General features: G+C 29.7%; 14 protein-coding genes and 1 rRNA gene. All 15 read right to left on the reverse strand.

The window, feature by feature from the left end:
- Positions 1–159 (reverse strand): 16S ribosomal RNA (locus tag F594_RS0107020); the annotation flags it as partial.
- 245 nt (positions 160–404) lie between these two features.
- Positions 405–1,547 (reverse strand): tetratricopeptide repeat protein, encoded by a 1,143-nt coding sequence (locus F594_RS0107025; protein WP_019035044.1) that lies wholly within the window; start codon positions 1,545–1,547, stop codon positions 405–407.
- Entirely contained in the window at positions 1,537–2,304 is a 768-nt protein-coding gene (locus F594_RS0107030; RefSeq protein WP_019035045.1) for a hypothetical protein, read from the reverse strand. The genes F594_RS0107025 and F594_RS0107030 overlap by 11 nt, the downstream gene beginning before the upstream one ends.
- Positions 2,305–2,314: 10 nt before the next feature.
- Entirely contained in the window at positions 2,315–4,024 is a 1,710-nt protein-coding gene (argS, locus tag F594_RS0107035; RefSeq protein WP_019035046.1) for an arginine--tRNA ligase, read from the reverse strand.
- A gap of 9 nt (positions 4,025–4,033) precedes the next feature.
- The gene (locus F594_RS0107040; protein ID WP_019035047.1) at positions 4,034–6,400 is read right to left on the reverse strand and encodes an endonuclease MutS2; all 2,367 of its coding nucleotides are present in this window, start codon (positions 6,398–6,400) and stop codon (positions 4,034–4,036) included.
- On the reverse strand, positions 6,397–8,727 hold the full coding sequence (locus F594_RS0107045) for a U32 family peptidase (RefSeq protein ID WP_019035048.1): 2,331 nt from the start codon (positions 8,725–8,727) through the stop codon (positions 6,397–6,399). The genes F594_RS0107040 and F594_RS0107045 overlap by 4 nt, the downstream gene beginning before the upstream one ends.
- Positions 8,714–9,262: a cell division protein ZapA gene (zapA, locus tag F594_RS0107050; protein ID WP_019035049.1), complete on the reverse strand. Its 549-nt coding sequence runs from the start codon at positions 9,260–9,262 to the stop codon at positions 8,714–8,716. Before zapA ends, F594_RS0107045 begins: the two co-directional genes overlap by 14 nt.
- An 8-nt stretch (positions 9,263–9,270) precedes the next feature.
- Complete coding sequence (gene pheT / locus F594_RS0107055; RefSeq protein ID WP_019035050.1) at positions 9,271–11,652, reverse strand: phenylalanine--tRNA ligase subunit beta; 2,382 nt, start codon at positions 11,650–11,652, stop codon at positions 9,271–9,273.
- A gap of 8 nt (positions 11,653–11,660) precedes the next feature.
- On the reverse strand, positions 11,661–12,683 hold the full coding sequence (pheS, locus tag F594_RS0107060) for a phenylalanine--tRNA ligase subunit alpha (protein WP_019035051.1): 1,023 nt from the start codon (positions 12,681–12,683) through the stop codon (positions 11,661–11,663).
- 81 nt (positions 12,684–12,764) lie between these two features.
- Complete coding sequence (locus F594_RS0107065) at positions 12,765–14,372, reverse strand: gamma-glutamyltransferase family protein (protein WP_019035052.1); 1,608 nt, start codon at positions 14,370–14,372, stop codon at positions 12,765–12,767.
- Positions 14,373–14,466: 94 nt separating this feature from the next.
- Positions 14,467–15,555: a PIN/TRAM domain-containing protein gene (locus F594_RS0107070; RefSeq protein ID WP_019035053.1), complete on the reverse strand. Its 1,089-nt coding sequence runs from the start codon at positions 15,553–15,555 to the stop codon at positions 14,467–14,469.
- A gap of 32 nt (positions 15,556–15,587) precedes the next feature.
- The gene (locus tag F594_RS0107075; protein WP_004826468.1) at positions 15,588–16,070 is read right to left on the reverse strand and encodes a CarD family transcriptional regulator; all 483 of its coding nucleotides are present in this window, start codon (positions 16,068–16,070) and stop codon (positions 15,588–15,590) included.
- Positions 16,071–16,239: 169 nt separating this feature from the next.
- Positions 16,240–17,034 (reverse strand): nitrilase-related carbon-nitrogen hydrolase, encoded by a 795-nt coding sequence (locus F594_RS0107080; RefSeq protein WP_004826475.1) that lies wholly within the window; start codon positions 17,032–17,034, stop codon positions 16,240–16,242.
- 9 nt (positions 17,035–17,043) lie between these two features.
- Positions 17,044–17,907: an undecaprenyl-diphosphate phosphatase gene (locus tag F594_RS0107085; RefSeq protein ID WP_019035054.1), complete on the reverse strand. Its 864-nt coding sequence runs from the start codon at positions 17,905–17,907 to the stop codon at positions 17,044–17,046.
- Positions 17,908–17,978: 71 nt separating this feature from the next.
- The gene (gene dnaB / locus F594_RS0107090) at positions 17,979–19,340 is read right to left on the reverse strand and encodes a replicative DNA helicase (RefSeq protein ID WP_019035055.1); all 1,362 of its coding nucleotides are present in this window, start codon (positions 19,338–19,340) and stop codon (positions 17,979–17,981) included.

Here is a 19,340-nt window from a genome sequence, read left to right on the forward strand (position 1 = left end):
CTGTGTAAAAGGCAGGTTACTCACGTGTTACTCACCCGTCCGCCGCTAATCCGTCTTATCTTCACCCCGAAGGGTTCTGTTAAGATTTCATCGCTCGACTTGCATGTGTTAAGCGCGCCGCCAGCGTTCGTCCTGAGCCAGGATCAAACTCTCAATTAAAAATTTGTCTAACTCAAAAAATCATTTCTGATTTACGAATTCTGGTTTCTTTGTTCTTTCGAACTGCTTTGTGATTTATTCTTACACTATTTAATTATCATGTTTCTTGGCTACTTTTGAAGTAGCTTTTTCATTATATATCCCTCTTGCGTTTCTGTCAAGTATTTTTTAAAAGTTTTTTATAATTTTTTTACTTTATTTTTACGAGATATATATTGTCTTATTGCGACAACTCGTATAGTATACTATGATTTATTTTTCTTGTCAATAGTTTCTTCTAATTTTTTTATAATTTTTTCTATATTTTCGTCTGAGTGTAATCTGTAGGATTTTTTGAAGTTTTCTAGAGCTTCTTCGGGTTTATTTTCATTTAAATTTATAGTAGCTAAATCATAATAAAGTATATTTGATTCCTTTTCTATCTCTATTGCTTCTTCTAATATTTTCTTTGCTCTATTTATTTGTCCTTCTTGGGCATATGCCATAGCTAGTAAACTTGCATTTTCATCTGTGATTTTTTCTAGATATGATAATTCTAGAAATTTTGAAGCTTCTTCAAATTTTCCTAAAGCGTAGTTTACTTTTCCTTTTAATAAGTTTAAAAGCATTTTATCCTTATAGTCTAAGCTAATTTTTTCTAATGCTTGAAGAGCCTTAAAGTTATCTCCGTATATTATATAAGTTTGTGCAGCTTCTATTGATACATAGTCTTCTATCTTTACAAGTTCCTGTCTTACCTCTTCTTTTGTTGCTTCTTCTTTTGAATAAAAAAGGTATTTTTCAAAATATAATTTTGCTTTTATGAAGTGTCCTCTGTTTTCGTATATATAGGCAAGCCTTAGGTAGGGTGGCGCAAATTTTTCGTCTTCTTCTATCATATCTAAATAATTATTTATTATATTACTTTCTGCTTGTTCTAACTCTTTATAGTCAATTTCATCCCTATTTTTATCTATATAATATTCGATTACTTGGTATTTGCTAAATAAGATTCTTTTATCAAAGCCATATAGGTTTTCATAAGCTTGTAAATATATTATTGCTGAGGCTGAATCATTTTTTAGTGATTCATATGCCTTACTTATTATATATTCAAAGGGATCTTTAATAATATCTTTTATGTTTTTTATATATATCTGAGAATTGTTAATATCTTTTTTTATTCCTATTAGATAAATCATTGAGTCTATGAATTTTTCCAAATCTATGCCGGCATAAAAAGATTTATCCCTAAGACCTTTTTTTAAATATGAAAATTTAAGGGGATAATCTATCCCCTTTTTTAAATATATATCATCTTTAATTTTTATATTATCTTTTAGTTCTATAAATCCTATTTTCTCAATTTTTTCATTAATTTCTTTTTCTAGTTTTTCTTCAATCGTCATAATATTCTCCCATATAGGCTCTTTTTCTTCTTGTTGAATTGTTTAATATTGTAAATAAATTGCCCCTAAAGATTGCATAAACTCCAGTCAAAAGAAGGGCGATTATCGCCTTTATATTGCTTGTACCCATTAGTGGTGACATTTGAAAATTGCCAAGAGGAATGTCGATTACATTTGACATCATTAATCCTTGTGCAATTGAAAAACCCATAACTTGTGTTATTAATAAATATAATATAAAAGGTAACATCCATAAAAAGGCATTTTCTTTTAAAAATTCTACGCACTTGCTATAGGCTTGAGTATAAGTATTTCCTCCAATATATATTTCTTCTGCTATGGGGTTAAAAAGAACTACTAAAATCACGCTTATGAATAAGTGTGCTACGGGTAAATTTCCAAGCATTGGTGTTATCCATGAAATTATTATCAATATAAAATATACTGAATATATCGATGAGAAATAGTCTGTAAATGACCTTGTAAAATTGTTAAAAGATATTCTGTTGTAATATATGACATCACTAAGCATAGAAAAATAACTAGATAATATCATAGAAGATACTATAGGCAACAAAAATCCCGACAACATCCCTAAAGTTGGGGCTATAAATATTGAAAAAATATTTATAGCTATTTGATATAAGGCTCCATAAAAAATTGGTCCTAATAATATTACAGGATTATTTTTTATGTTTTTAAGTGTTTTTTTTATGGCTTTATTATAAACTAAAGTTAAATCTTCAAAAAAACTCATAAAGCCTCCTTTACATCTTTTCAGGTGCTTTAATTCCTAACAAATCAAGCCCTTGTCTTATAACATTTTTTACGCTATAGCATAATAATAGTCTAGTATTTTTTGTTAGCTCATCATCTACAAGTATAGGTCTTTGGGTGTAAAATTTGTTGAAATTTTTTGCAAGCTCTACAATATATCTCGTAATAATATAAGGTTCAAATTTATTATGTGCATCTATAACTACATCTGTGAAATTGTATAAATTTCTCAAAATATCAACTTCTTCTTGACCTTGTAATAAGGAGAAATCAAATTTCTTATCTAAGGAAAATTCACCTTTTTCTAGTAGTGATGATATTCTGGCGTATACATATTGAACATATGGACCGCTTTCTCCTTCAAAAGATAAAGTTTTGTCCCAATTAAATACATAATCTTTTATTCTTTGATTAAATAATTCTTGGAATTTTATTGCTCCTATACCAACAATTTCAGCCAACTCTTCTTTGTTTTCAATTTTTCTTGATGTTTTTTCTTCTCTTTGGTCTAAAATTTCTCTTACTTTTTCTATAGCCCTATTTAAAACATCTTCAAGATATACTACTTTGCCTTTTCTTGTTGATAGGGTTCCGTCTTCTAAAGATACCATACCAAAAGCCACATGGATTATTTCATCATACCAATCAAAGCCAGCCTTTTTAAGAGCAGCTTTTAATTGTTTAAAATGCAAGCTTTGTTGAGAACCAACTACATAAATGCTTCTGAAAGGTTTATAATTTTCGTGTCTATATTTTGCTGCAGCTAAATCTCTAGTCAAATAAATTGTTGTACCATCACTTTTAACTACGATTGCTGGCGGCAAATCATACTCATCTAAGTTTATTACCTCTGCACCTTGAGATTCTTCTAAAATATTTCTATTTCTTAAATCTTCAATCAATGCAGGCATCTTATCTGAATAAAAACTTTCTCCATTATAGGAATCAAATTCTATATCAAGCATCTTATAAACTCTGTTAAATTCTTTTAAGGAAACTTCTTTAAACCATTTCCAAATCTCTACAGCTTCAGGATTTTGGTTTTCTAATTCTTTAAACCAATATCTGCACTCTTCTTTAACTTCTTTGTCTTCTTCTGCTAATGTGTTGACTTTAACATAAAGTTTTAAAAGCTCATCAATAGGATTTTCTTCTATTTTTTTCTTATCTCCCCATTTTTTGTAGGCATAGATAAGCATACCAAATTGAGTTCCATAATCTCCCAAATGGTTTATTGCTATGGTATTATAACCTAAAAATTGATAAATTCTTTTTATGGAATCTCCGATTACTGTTGATCTGATATGACCTATATGAAATGGTTTAGCTATATTTGTAGAGGAATATTCTACGCATACATTCTTTCCCCTACCTATGGTGCTTTTGCCAAAATTTTCTTTTTTATCAATAGTTTCTTTTAGGACTTCTTCTGCCAAAATATCTTTATCTATAAAGAAATTCAAATAAGCATTTTTATTTTCAATCTTTGCAAAATATTTAGATTCAATTTTTTTTGCCAACTCTTCTGCTATAATTGCTGGGTTTTTTCTGTAAATTTTTGCTAATGAAAATACTGGAAAGGCAAAATCTCCCATTTTATAATCAGGTGGAATCTCAACCATTCTCTCTATTTCATCTTTATTCAAGCCCTCGATATTTTCATTTAAAATATTTATAATTTCTTCTTTAAAATTAATCATAATCTCTCCTTATTTTAAAATTACTCTAGTTACTCCATCTCCACCTTCATTATAGGGTGCATCTGAATATGATTTTACATTTTTTTGTTTTTTTAGGTATTCTCTTAATTTTTTCCTTAAAACCCCTGTGCCTTTACCATGGATTAAGTTCACTGTTTTTAAACCAGCCAAAAAGGCGTCATCAAGATATTTATCAACAAGATCTCGTGAATCCTCAAAGTTTTTACCCCTTAAATCTATCTGGCTTTTAACATCCATGGTTTTTGATTTAATGATGTTTCTGGTTTTTGTCTTTGACACTTCATCTATTGGATCAATCTTTGTAAGAGATTCTTTTGGTACTTTCATTTTCATTATACCTGATTGTATATAGATATTACCTTTACTATCAGGCAATTCCAAAACTGTAGAAATATTTCCAAATGAATTTCTTACCTGATCGCCTACTTTTATATCTTCAATGGGTTTTTTTGCCTTTTCAATTACAAATTTCTTGTCATTATCAACTTTTCTTATGCTATTTCTTAATAAATCACCCGACTCTTGTATTCTTCGTGCTTGGTCTGATGAAATCTCAGCCTTTAAAGATGATATCTCATCTAAAATTAAGTCCACATTTTCCTTAGTTGATAATAAAATTCTTCTCGCCTCATCTTTTGCCTCTTTAAGAATTTTCTCCTTAGAATTTTCAATCTTTTTTAATTCAATTTCAAGCCTTGCGTTTTGCTTTTCCAGATCGCTTTTATGTCTTTTTGCAAGTTCTTTAAATTCTCTTGTCTTGGTCCTATCTTTTTCAATAGATGCAAGAACTTTTTCAAATTCTATATTTTCTTGAGATATAAGATCCCTAGCATGATTTATAATTTTTTGAGATAGACCAAGCCTTTTTGAAATCTCAAAGGCATTAGATTTTCCAGGCAGACCGATTAAAAGTTTATAGGTGGGGCTTAGGGTATTTATATCAAATTCCATTGATGCATTTTTTACCCCTTCTGTTGTCAGAGCATAAATCTTTAGCTGATTGTAGTGGGTTGTTGAAATACATCTTATTTTTCTTTCTAACATAAAATCCATTATTGAACGAGCAAGAGCTGCTCCTTCTGTGGGATCTGTTCCCGCTCCTAATTCATCAAATAATACTAAAGAATCTTCATCTACTTTTTCTAAAATTTCTACAATATTTGTCATATGTGATGAGAATGTAGATAAATTCTGCTCTATAGACTGTTCGTCACCTATATCTGCAAATAAATTATTAAATATGCCCACTTGTGAATCTTCATCGGCTGGTATATGTAAACCATACTGAGCCATAAGCTGTAAAATTCCTAGGGTTTTTAAAGTTACTGTTTTTCCACCCGTATTGGGTCCTGTTATTATTAAGGATGTAAAATCTTTACCTATATAAATATTTATAGGTACTGCAATTTTCCTATTTAACAATGGATGATAGGCATTTTTTAAATCAATATATCTATTTTTATTGACTTTGGGAAGATTTGCTCCCATATCAAGAGATAATTTGCCTTTAGCAAAAATAAAATCAATTTCTCTTAAAATTAATTCGTTTGACTCAATAGAAGTTGAAACTTCAGCGACTTCTTCAGATAATTCTTTTAAAATTTTTTCAACTTCTTCTTTTTCTTCAATTTTTAAAGTTTTTATTTCGTTATTAGCATTAACAACTTCAATAGGCTCAATGTATACAGTTTGCCCTGACCCTGAAATATCATGGACAAGACCTTTTACCTTTGACTTGTTTTCATTTCTTACAGGAATTACATATCTACCCTCACGCATAGTGATAATACAATCTTGAAGATAATCTTTTTGACTCTGTAAAATTTTTTCCAGCTTTTCTCTCAAAGAGCCTTGCAATTTAACTATGTTTCTTCTTATTGAAAGAAGTTTTCTTGATGCATCATCAGCAACTTGATCTTCTGATATTATTTTTTTATTTATGGAGTCTTCTAAATTTCTATTAATATATAAATTATCAATTAAATCTTTAATTATACTTATGTTTTCTGTATTTTCATCCTTATCATCTTTTTTTAAGTAATTTTTTAAAAGCCTAGAAACTCTTAAAAAATTACTTATGTCAATAAGATTAGAAGGGTTTAATATTCCACCTAATGATGCTCTTCGTAAAACATCTCTTAAGGAAATAATTGCAAAAAGAGGCGGTTCCCCTTTTTTTACAATTAAACTTACAGCTTCAGAAGTTTCTTTTAACCTTTTATTAATTTCTTCATAATCGGTTGATATTTCTATTTCATCTATATAATCTTTGGTTATGTTTGCAGAAGCAAAATATTTTAATTTATCTAATATCTTATTAAGTTCCAAAGTTCTTATAGCTTTTTTAAAAGTCATAATATCCCCCTGTGGAAGTGTCCCTTTGTTAATGAATGAGTTTTTTCTTTAATCTTAATCTTTAACTTTTCTGTCTTTTCTTTATTGTAGCCTAATTTGTAATGTGAGTAAACATCTTCTAAAAATTCATCTGAAATGATAAATGGGCTTATATTTAATTTTTTTAAATCGTCCATTTCCTTATCTAAAAATATAGGATAGGAGTTTAAAACTTCTGAAATATGTCCTCTTCTGATCAGTTCAAAATCAACATTTTTTTCATCTCTCAAATAATAATTTGTATATGCACAATTTTTACAGTTAGAATCATCCAAACAACCTTTGACTAAAGCGTATGGACAATGGTGCATGGTCATAACTGGTATTTTCCCATAAACAATTAGGCTTAAATTGAAATCAGTATTTTCCCTTATCTCTTTAATTTGGGATAAATTCAGTTCAGGAGATAAAACCGCAGAAGAAAAGCCAATTTCCTTCAAAAAATTAAGATCTGAAAGATTAAAAATATTAAGTCCAATATCAGCGTGAAGGCTAAAACCTAAATCCCATAACACTTCAATTTGACTTATGTTATTTATAAAAATACCCTGTATTTTTTTATCTTTAATATTATCCCTTATTTGTTCAAGATCTTTAGAATCATAAATTTTCCCTAACTTTATATATACTTTTTTAAAATTTAATTTATCTAAATCTATCTTAGCTAAATCTTCATATCTTAAAATTGTCTTAATATTTTCATCATTAAGTAGTTTTAAATGACTTAAAGAGGAAATTTCAACAAAGATTTTGCCATCTTCTTTCTTATAAGTAGGTACTTTTTTTAAATTTTCTTCTCTTTCATTTCTATCAACGGCTGATAATTTTTTCTCAAATATGCTGACCAATTCCCTTCTCATTTGATTAATCTGAGAGGTTTTTAAAAATGAATCTTCATCCATTTCAATATTTATATTTTTTATCCTAAAAACTGTATCCCCTAATTTTTCTAAAAGGTCTTTTATCTTTTCTTGACTTAGTGGAGCATTTTGCGATTTTTCCACAAAATCTTTTGAATAAATATCTATTGTATAGCCAGAACAATATCCTATTAAATGGGCTTTTTCTCCCTTTTTAATTTTCATATTTAAGTCTAAATCTAGAAAAAAATCATCTTCTCTATTAATTTTTTTTTCTAATTTTTTTTGTAAATCTATGGAAAAAGTTCTATTAATCACTGAGGGAACTTTTATTTTTTTATTAATATTTATCTCATATATTTTGTCTTTTTTAAAGTTCTTAAAAGATTTTTGTCCAAATCTCTCTTTAAGTCCTAAAAATTCCAATCCATCTCCAACGTCAATATCCCTACTAAATTTTACCTTATAATAATTTCCTTTACCTTCTAAGACTTTTCCAATCTCAATCCCTCTGTTATCAGGTCTATCTATGGAAATAAAATTTTTACCAAAATCTTTATTATTAATGCCTTTAGTAAATCCCCTATTAAATATCTGCAGGACTTCTTCCCTATCATTTTTATTTAACTCTCCATCAAGAACTTTTTTATAGGTGCTAACAATTTGATATACATACTCTGGATTTTTCAGCCTACCTTCGATTTTTAAAGAATAGGCTCCCAAGTCTATTAAATTTTTTACAGTATCTAAAGAATTCAAATCTTTTGGAGATAAAAAATATTGTCTTTGCGAAAGACTTTTGCCATTTTTACTTATGAGTTCATAAGATTTTCTGCAAGCACCCCTACATTCTCCACGATTGCCAGATTTTCCTCCTATCATTGAAGACATCAAACATTGACCTGAATATGATACACACAAGGCTCCATGAATAAAAACTTCAATTTCTAAATTCGTCTTTTCTTTTATGAGTTCAAGTTCATAAAGTGGTGTTTCTCTAGCTAAAACTACCCTAGAAAACCCTAAATTTTCAAGAAATTTTGCCCCATAATAATTATTTATTGTCATCTGTGTAGAAGCATGAAGTTCAAAATCTTTTAATTCTTTTTTTATTCTCATGGCAAAGCCAATATCTTGCAAAATGAGGGCGTCAACACCTATATCATATAGGTTTTTAACAAAATCCCTTGCCTCAGCCATTTCCTTATCAGCAATTAAAATGTTTACTGTTACAAAAACCCTCTTATTCCTCAAATGAGCATAATTAACTGCTTTTTCAATTTCATCTAGAGAAAAATTTGATGCCTTAGCCCTTGCTGAAAATTTTTGACCACCCAAATAAACTGCATCGGCACCTGCCGATATTGCCACAATAAATGTTTCGTAATTTCCTGCAGGTGCCAAAATTTCATAATTATTTCTCATCATATAAACTTTCCAATTCTCTTGATAAGTCTATTATCTTTTTTTGTGCTTGTTGATTTTGATTTTTTAAATTATTGTTTTCTTTTCTTAAGTTACTAATATCTTCGTTTAGAGTTTTTATTTTATCATTCTTCTTAAAATTATCACTAGATTTTTCTTTGAGTTCTTCGTTAGTTTTGTTGAATTTTTTACGCAAGTCTAAAATTTCATCATTGGATTGTTTATTAATTCCACTTAATTTAGAAATTTCTTCCTTAAGTTTAGAAATTTCTTCAACTTTTTCTAAAGCTTGTGCTTTATCCTGGCTGATTTTGCCCATTTCAGCCTTTGATTTCTTTTCCTTTTGCAACTCATCTAGGATATTTAAAGCTGTTAAAATAGTTGATTCCAATTGATTTAACTTATAATTGGACTTTTCAATATTAGTAATTCTTTCATTTAACTCTGTGGCAAGATTTTTTATATAAGATGAGTCTTCTCCTCCTACCACATAGAATTTCATGTCTTTAATTTTTACTTCTACACGCTTTTGTGACATAAATCCTCCTAACTTCTCAATACTGCCCCCAATTGTTTTTCAATTGCTTTTACAACATTATCTGAAATAGCACTGATATCATCATCAGTTAAAGTTCTATCTTTACTTCTAAATACTAAAGAGAAGGCTAAAGATTTCTTGCCTTTTTCTATATTATCTCCCTCATAAATATCGAATACTTTAAAGGATTCTAATAAGTCTTTTCCATTATCTTTTGCAATCTTTTCAATTTGAGATGCTTCAATATCTCTATCCATAACAAAGGCAAAATCTCTTTTTATTGAAGGATATTTGAAAAGTTCCTTAAAAGTATAATTATTAATAGAATTTTCAGTGATAAAGTCAAAGTCAAGTTCTGCTACATAAACTTTTTTCTTCATTGAGTAATTTTTAAGAACTAAAGGATGAACTTCTCCAAGTATTCCCAAACTGTGTCCCTTATAAAATATCTCTGCACATCTGCCTGTGTGAAGATAAGATTTCTTTATTCTTTTATAGGTAAAGCCTGATAGCCCTACATTCCACAATATTTTTTCAATACTTTCTTTTAAATAATAAAAATCACCAATATCATAAAATCCCATTACAAGTTTTAATTTTTCTTCTGGTAATTCTTTTTGAGATTTAAAGAATGTATTTCCAATTTCAAATCCTGCTACATTTTCATTAAATCTTGCTGCATTTTTGGAAAGAGCATCGATCATTGAAGGAATTAGCGAAGGCCTCATAATAGAATAATCTTCACCTAAGGGATTCAAAATATTTAATGTATCTCTTATTGGGTCATCTTTATCAATATTTAACTTATCAAAAATTGTTGGACTTACAAAAGAATAAGTCATAAATTCATTGTAGCCAAGTCCAGTCAAGAAGTTTTTAATTCTTATTTCAATTTCCCTGTGATGAGGGCGAGAGCCAACTGAAAGTTCCCCACGCAAAGCCTTTTTTTCAATATTTGCATAGCCATAAATTCTTGCCACTTCTTCAATTAAATCTTCAGCTATATTTATATCTCTTCTAAATGTCGGAACTTTTGCACTTATTATATCTCCATTAATTTGACATTTAATTTCAAGCCTTTGTAAAATAGATGCAATTTCTTCTGTTGAAAGTTCTATGCCCATTAGGTTGTTATTTTTTTCTTTAGAAAGTTCAATTACTTTTTCTTCTACTTTATTTTTATATACATCAATTTGTCCATCAATAACATTACCAATGTTTAAAACTTGAGCCAAATGGCACATACGATTTACAGATATTTCACAAAGATTTGGGTCAAGTCCCTTTTCAAATCTTCCAGAAGCTTCTGAACGAAGGTTTAATCTTTTTGATGTTTTTCTGATTTTATCTTCATTAAAGCAAGCTCCTTCAATTAAAACATTTTTAGTGTTTTCGTTGATTTCAGAATCTAAACCTCCCATTATTCCACCAAGACCTATGATTTCTTCTCCATCAGTAATTAAAATATCTCCACTTTTCAAATCTCTTTCTTTTCCATCAAGGGTCTTAAATTTTTCTCCATCTCTTGCTTCTCTAACTAATACTTTTTTATTTTTCAAAGAGTCTAGGTCAAAGGCGTGCATAGGAGTTCCTAATTCAAGCATAATAAAGTTAGTTAAGTCAACAATATTAGAAATTGGTCTAACTCCTGCTGCCATCAAATAATTTTGCATCCATAAGGGTGATGGTTCAATTTTTATATCAGATAAAACTCTTGAATAATATCTATAACAATTTGGTGTGTCTATTTGAATATCTTCTAAAAAGTCATTGATATTTCCTTTGGCGTTTTTAACTTCAACAGATGGTCTTTTTATTTTTTTATCAAGAGTTGCCGCCGTTTCTAGAGCCATGCCTATGATTGATAGACAATCTGGTCTATTTGGAGTAATTTCAAACTCTATAATTGGTTCATTTAAGTCTAAAAGTTCTATTACATCTGCGCCAACTTCTGTATTTTTCGGAAAAATAAATATTCCATTTCTTGCTTCTTTAGGAATAACAGAAACATCATATCCAAGTTCTTCTAAAGAACACATCATACCTTGTGATTCTACTCCTCTAAGTAGTCCATTCTTGATCTCTATTCCATTATGAAGTTTTGCTCCGTCAAGGGCTACAGGGACAATTGCTCCTTCAAAAACATTTTTTGCTCCCGTAACAATTTGTAAATCTTTATCTTTAAAATTAACTTTGCAAACAACTAATTTATCAGCATCAGGATGCTTTTTTATTTCTGTAATTTTACCAGTATATACACCTTCTATGCCCTCAGACCTTGAAATAATAGATTCAACGTGAGAACCTGAGTCTGAAAGTTTATCTGCAAGTGTTTTTATATCTTCATCTAAATCTATATAGTCCTTCAACCATTTAATAGGTACGTACATTTCTCCTCCTAAAATTGTTCCAAAAACTTAGTATTATTTTCAAACATCATTCTAATATCTTTTATGCCATATCTTACCATGGCTATTCTGTCAATTCCCATACCAAAGGCAAAGCCTGAATAAATTTCAGGGTCAATACCACAATTTCTAAGAACATTAGGATGAACCATACCGCAACCTAAAAGTTCCATTGACCAACCTGTATGATTACAGCTAGGGCATCCATTACCTTTGCAATTTGGACAAGTAGTATCTACTTCCAAAGAAGGTTCTGTAAATGGAAAATAATGAGGTCTATATCTTGTTTTCATATCTTTTCCGAAAAATGCCTTAACAAAATAATCGAGCGAATGCATTAGATTAGCAATTGTTACATTTTTATCTATTACTAGACCTTCCATTTGATGGAACATTGGTGAGTGTGTTGCATCAACTTCATCATTTCTAAAAACTCTTCCTGTGCATATCATTCTCAAAGGAGCTCCTATTTCTTTCATAGCTCTGATTTGACAAGGTGAAGTTTGTGTTCTAAGTAATTTTTTATCATCAAAATAAAATGTATCTGTCATATCTCTGGAAGGATGATTTGCTGGAGTATTTAATAAATCAAAATTATTTTCTACAGTTTCAATTTCAGGTCCGTCATATACTAAAAATCCCATTTTAATAAACAAATCTTCCAAGTCTTCGATAGTTCTTTTTAATGGATGGTAGTGCCCAAGAATTAAATTATCAGTTTCTAAGGTAACATCTATTCTTTCAGCTTTTAACTTTTCTTCCAAAAGTGCATTTTTTATAGTATTTTCTTTTTCTTTTAGTGAGTTTTCAATATTTTCTCTAATTTCATTGGCAAGGGCTCCCATTTTAGGTCTTTCTTCCTTAGAGAGTTTGCCCATTTCCTTTAAAAGTCCCGTTAAGGCTCCTTTTTTACCTAAATATTTTATCTTTATCTCTTCAATTGTTTTTAAATCTATAGCATCCTTAATATTATTTAAAGATGCTTCTTTAATTTTGAAAAGTTCCTCTCTCATAACATCCTCCCTTTTTTCCTTATAATTATACCATTAGGATAAAAGCAATACAAAAATTTTTCTAAATATACTTACAATAAATTAATAAATACCAATATATCCGTCAGTTCTTTTTTCTGTAGCACCTACATAGGTTCCGTTTTCGAGCCTTAAAATAATTTGTCCTCTACCCATATCTGTGTAATCAGATCTTATAATCATATTATGACCAAATTCCTTTAAAGCATTAATCATATAATTTCCGTAATCCATTTCTATTTCCACATTTTTATCTCCAGTCCACATAAATCTTGGAGCATCAAGAGCTGCCTGTGGATTCAAATTAAAATCAATCATATTTGTTAGTACTTGAACATGAGCCTGTGGTTGCATAAAACCTCCCATAATTCCAAAGGGTCCTATTGCTTTATTATCCTTACTGATAAAACCTGGAATTATTGTGTGATAAGGAAGTTTTCCTCCACTCAAAGCATTTACACTATTAGAATCAAAAGAAAAATTAGCAAGTCTATTATTTAATGCAATTCCTGTAGTTGGTACTACAATACCAGAACCGAATCCATTATAGTTTGATTGAATTAAAGAAACCATATTTCCCTCACTATCAGCCGTAGCCATATAAACTGTAGAAGGTGAAATAGGTAAAATATTTTTATAATTTTTTGCACAAGTTCCTATTAATTTTTTTCTTTTTTCGGCATATTCATCAGATAAAAGTTCATCTACTCTTTTTTTCATAAAAGATGGGTCTGCAATATATGTTTTGCCATCTGTCATAGCAATTTTTATAGCCTCAATAATTTTGTGCAGAGTTTTTGGGTCTTCCCTGTCAGTTAAAGTTAATTTATTTAAAATGTTTAACGCCATTAAAACTGAAACTCCGTGACCATTCGGTGGCATCTCCCAAATATCATAACCTTTATAATTTGTACTTATAGGATCTACCCATAAAGGCTTATATGCTTTCAAATCATCTATATCTAAAAAACCTCCAAGTTCTTTAACAGAACTAGAAATTTTTCTTGCCAAATCACCACTATAAAAAGATTTCCCCTCGGTTTCTAAAATTTCTTCCAAGGTATTTTTCAAATTATCATTTTTTACTATATCTCCAGCTTTTGGTGCTTTCCCCTTATCAGAAAATACCTTGAAAAATTCTTCTAAGCCACAAATACCTTTTAAATTTTTATATTTATTAACTTCATCATCCCAAAGTTTTGCAACTTTTGGAGAAAGGGCGTAACCATTCTTAGCATAATTAATTGCTGGTTCAAAGATTTCTTTTAAAGGCAATTTACCAAACTTATTATAAATTTCAAACCAAGCCCCAACTGCCCCCGGTGTGTTTACTGAATCTACTCCAAAAAAAGGAATATCCTCATAAGATTTTTCTCTAAGAGCTTGTATTGATATTTTCTTAGGACTTCTACCACTTCCATTGATACCATATAATTTATTTTTATATGAAATTATGGCAAATAGATCAGCACCCAAACCATTACAGGTTGGTTCCACAACTGGCATAGAAATTGCTGCTGCAAGGGCTGCCTCAATAGCATTTCCACCTTTTCTTAAAATCTCAATGCCCGCTAGCGCAGCACTTGGGTTAGACGTTGCTACCATTGATTTATTTGAAAATACTACTTCTCTTCTTGAAGAGTATGGATAAGAATTAAAATTAAATTCCATAAATCCTCCTACTTATTTTTATATTTTAACATAAGTGAATTTTTTCAATAATAAATAAAGAAAAAACTCTGAATATATCAGAGCTTTTAAATTATTATTCATTAGGCTTTGCAAAAATCATTTTGCCTGCTGCAGTTTGTAGGGCGGAGGTAACTGTAACATCAATAGTTTTTCCAATAAGATGTTTGCCATTTTCGACAACAATCATAGTCCCGTCATCAAGATAACCTAAACCTTGGTTAAATTCACGACCGGCTTTTACTATTTGAATTTGCATTTCTTCTCCCGGCAAATAAACGGGTTTTACTGCATTGGCAAGTTCATTAATATTTAAAACAGGAATCTTTTGAACAAGAGCGACTTTATTTAAATTGTAATCATTTGTTACGATTTTACCGTTTAAATCACCTGTAAGTTTAAGAAGTTTTGAATCAACTTCTGAAATATCTTCATAGGGTTCTTGTTCAATAACTAAATTTACATCATTGAGGTTTTGAATCTCCTTTACAACATCTAAGCCTCGTCTTCCTCTTTTTCTTTTTAAAGAATCAAAAGAATCAGCAATATGTTGCAATTCTTCCAAGACAAAAACTGGTATAACAATTGTCCCCTCAACAAAACCTGATTTAATAATATCCAAAATTCTTCCATCTATAATTACTGATGTATCAAGAACTTTTGGAGTCCCATCAAAGTTTTTATATTTTATTTTATCTTTAGGCGGTTTTTTGTTGGACACAACAAAATCTTTAATCTTAAAATTTAATACATCCTTATTTGAAAGACCAATTTTTAATCCTAAGTACCCAAATATTCCATATAAAATAATTGAGATGGCACTACCCACATAAGGAATTGGGATTTTGTATATAGGCTGAGAAATTAAAAAAGCCAATATAAAACCAACAATAATTCCTAATACCGCAAAGATAATTTCTGTTAATGACCTTTGTTTTAGTTCCTTTTCCCATATAGTTAAAAGTTCTATCAAAGAATTGAAAACTTTAGATGAAAAAATAAAAAATATAAGTGCAAATAAAATAACAATAACTAAAGAAATAACAAAGATAACATTATCATTGCCGATACTTTTCACCAAATCAATCTGAGTAATGATTGATACCAAAAAATAACCAGCTCCGGCACCAATAAGAGTAAACAAAATTCTAAATATTTTTGCCACTATAGAACGGTTCTTATTAATAAATATTCCCCCTATCCAAAAATAGCCTCATCAACCATTGAAACAACTTCATCAACATCTTTATCAAATACTAGTGCCATTTCTGAAATTATAATAATCCTTGCTTCATTTAAAATTTTTCTCTCACCTGTAGAAAGAGATTTTTTTGAATCTAACTTTTCCAAAGATTTTATAACCCCAGCTATTTCGATCAGGTTTCCTGACTTGATTTTATCCAAGTTGAATCTGTATCGTCTGTTCCAATTTGTGGGCATTTTAAATTTTTCTTCTGAAGAAAGAATTTCTAAAACTTCCTCCATTTCACTGATTTCCATGATTTTTCTCACACCGACCTCATCGGCTTTTTTTACAGGGATCATAACTTTTAATTTATTTATAGGTAAAAGCAAAACATAGTACTCATGTTTTTTTCCTAAAATTTCCCTGTCTTCTATCGCTACAATTGTTCCCGCCCCATGCATGGGATAAACAACCTTATCGCCTATTTTAAACATTTTCTACCTCCAATACCATATTAAAGTATATCAGAAAAAGATAAAAAAGTAAAATTTTTAGTATATCATAGAAATATAATTATTGCAAAATATATAGATAAATATTTTATATTTTTTAATCTTATTAATATAGAAAAAAAACGTGGAAAATCCACGTTTTCTATATATTCTATAAACTTCTATTCTCTCTACTTTTTTTGTAGGGAAAATTTTTTCTTGCTTCTTTTACCAGATCTGCTTCAATAGAAAAAACTTCTACTCCTTCATCTTCGCCCATGTCGAGTAAAACCTCTCCATAGGGTGATGTTATCATGGAATGAGCCCAGGCATTTTTTGAAAGTTCATTATCCCTTGCTATTGAAGGAGAAATTAAAAAGCATTGAGTATCCATAGCTCTTGCTCTGTTGCAAAGCTCCCAAAATCTTTTTCCAGTTTTTATCATAAAAGTTGAGGGCATAAAAATTACTTCTGCTCCAAAATTTACAAGACTTTGAAATAGCTCAGGAAATCTTGAATCATAACATATCAAAAGACCTGCATTTGCAAATTCAGTTTGGAATACTCCTAGAGATTTACCACCTGTAATGGTATCTGATTCCTTAAAACCTTCTATATCAAAAAGATTTATTTTTGAATAGGAAAAAATTTCTTTGCCACAAGCATTAAATACAAAAGACTTATTATAAATTTTATCTCCGTCACTAATAGGAATAGAACCACCAACAAGATATATCCCATACCTTTTAGCAAGCTTTTTCATAAGTTCATAGGACTCTTCCCCCTCTTGCTCCTTAAATTTTGTAAAATAAGAATTTTGATAGGGGCAATTCCACATTTCAGGAAGTGCAACTACATCTGCTCCTTTTTGGCAAGCTATATCTACAAGTTCTTCCATTCTTTTTAAATTGTAATCCTTATCACCTTTAGAAGCTATCTGAATCATGCCGACCTTAAAATTTTTCATTTTTTCTCCTTATATAAACCTAATAAACAATACTAAAATTCCCAATATTATTCTATAAATTCCAAAATATGTGAAGTCATTATTTCTAATATATGATAGAAATTTTTTTATTACAATTAATGCTACAATATATGAAACTATTCCGCCAACAATAATCAAAAACCATTGCCATAAACCAAAGGAAATACCAATTTTTATAACTTTTAAAGCCGTTGCTCCTAACATAGTTGGGATTGCAAGATAAAAGGAAAATTTTGCAGCTGATGTTCTTGAGCATCCAAGTAACATAGCTCCAATTATTGTCGCTGCAGACCTTGAAGTGCCTGGTACCATAGCTAAGCATTGAAATACACCAATAAAAAATGCTGTTTTCAAAGAAATATCATCTAAATCATTATACTTAAAATAGGAATCTTTATTCTTTTTTTCCATTAAAATAATAATTATCCCATAAAAAATAAGGGCTATAGATACAGTAACTTCATTAAATAAATACTTGTCAATTAAATCATCAAATAAAAATCCCAATACTGCTGCTGGTAAAAAACCTATTATTATTTTTGCTAAGAGTCGCATAGTTGGCATATCTCTTAATTCCCATTTGTCCTTTAAAGATAAGCTTTTATATTTATCTCCAACTTTTTCTTGTATCTTATATTTTCCTATAGGATTTAAATCATTAAAATATAAATACAAAACAGATAATATTGCTCCTAATTGAATTATTACAAAAAATGCATTTGAAAATTCCTTGGGACTAAGTTCAATAAATTTTCCAAAAAGAATTAAATGTCCTGTTGATGAAATAGGTAAAAATTCTGTCAAGCCTTCAACTATTCCAAGAATTAAAACTTTAAATAAATCAAAAATCATACTAACCTCCATAGTGAATAATTATACCATTAGCATAAAATTTTACATAGTGTTTGACGAAAAAAAGGAGGTTACTCCCCTCCTCTTTCTAAATTTAAAAACTTTGTATATTCTTTTTTAAATACCAGCTCTACAGTTCCTGTAGGACCATTTCTATGTTTAGCAATTATAAGTTCACCGATATTTGGCTTTTCAGATTCCTCTTTATTGTAATACTCATCCCTGTATAAGAACATAACAACATCTGCATCTTGTTCAATTGCTCCAGATTCTCTCAAATCAGAAAGAATAGGTCTGTGGTCGCTACGAAGTTCGGGCGCTCTGGAAAGTTGTGACAAAGCTATTACTGGTACATCTAATTCTTTTGCTATCGCCTTTAGATTTCTAGAGATTGTTGAGATTTCTTGTTGCCTTGATTCAACCCTTCCAGACATCTGCATCAGTTGCAAATAATCTATAACAATAAGGTCAAGACCCTTTTCAACTTTCATTCTCCTACACTTAGCCTTTAATTCTAAGGGGCTTATAGCAGCCGTATCATCTATTTCTATTTTTAAATCAGATATAATTGGCATTGCATTAATTATTTTTGTCCACTCATCTTCATTAATATCTCCAGAAATAACTTTTTGCAAATCTACGTGTGCATTTGATGAAATTACTCTTTGTACTAGTTGATTTTTGCTCATTTCCAAAGAAAATATCGCCACCCTAGCATCATTTTTTAAAGCAGCATTTGTAGCAATATTTACCATTAGAGCTGTTTTTCCCATTGAAGGTCTAGCTGCAATTAAAACTAAATCTGATTTTTGAAGTCCTGAAAGTTTTCTATCTAAATCTACAAAACCAGTTGATAAGCCTGTAAGTCCACCAGGATTTTGTGCTCTTTGTTCCATTTGACTAAAAGAATCAAGCACAATATCTCTAATGTTTACAAGTCCATGTCTATTGGAATCTTCATTAATTTCGAAAATACTTTTTTCTGCAAGTTCAATTAAACTTGACGCAGCCGCCTCTGGTGAATAAGCCTTTGTTATGACTTTTGAAGAAGAATCTATTAATTTTCTTAAAATAGATTTTTCTTTAATGATGTTTAAATAATATCTTGAATTTGAAACCGCTGCAACTGAGGAAGAAATATCAGCTAAATATACGCTTCCACCAACTTCTTCCAAAGAATCAGTTCTTAATAATTCTTCTGATAAAGTTACCACGTCGCAGGCTTCATTTCTGTTGTATATAGATAATATGGAAGAATAAATTTTTTGGTGTGCAGGAGAATAAAAATCTTCTACTGAAATTATTTCAATAGATAAAGTAATTGCCTCTTTAGACAAAAGCATTGCCCCAAGAGCTGAAGTTTCAGCATCATTATTGTGGGGTGGGATTCTTAAATTTTCCGTATCCAAATTATTTAATTCCATATCTTCCAT

Origin of the sequence: Peptoniphilus lacrimalis DSM 7455 (assembly GCF_000378725.1) — a bacterium.
Lineage (GTDB): Bacteria > Bacillota > Clostridia > Tissierellales > Peptoniphilaceae > Peptoniphilus_A > Peptoniphilus_A lacrimalis.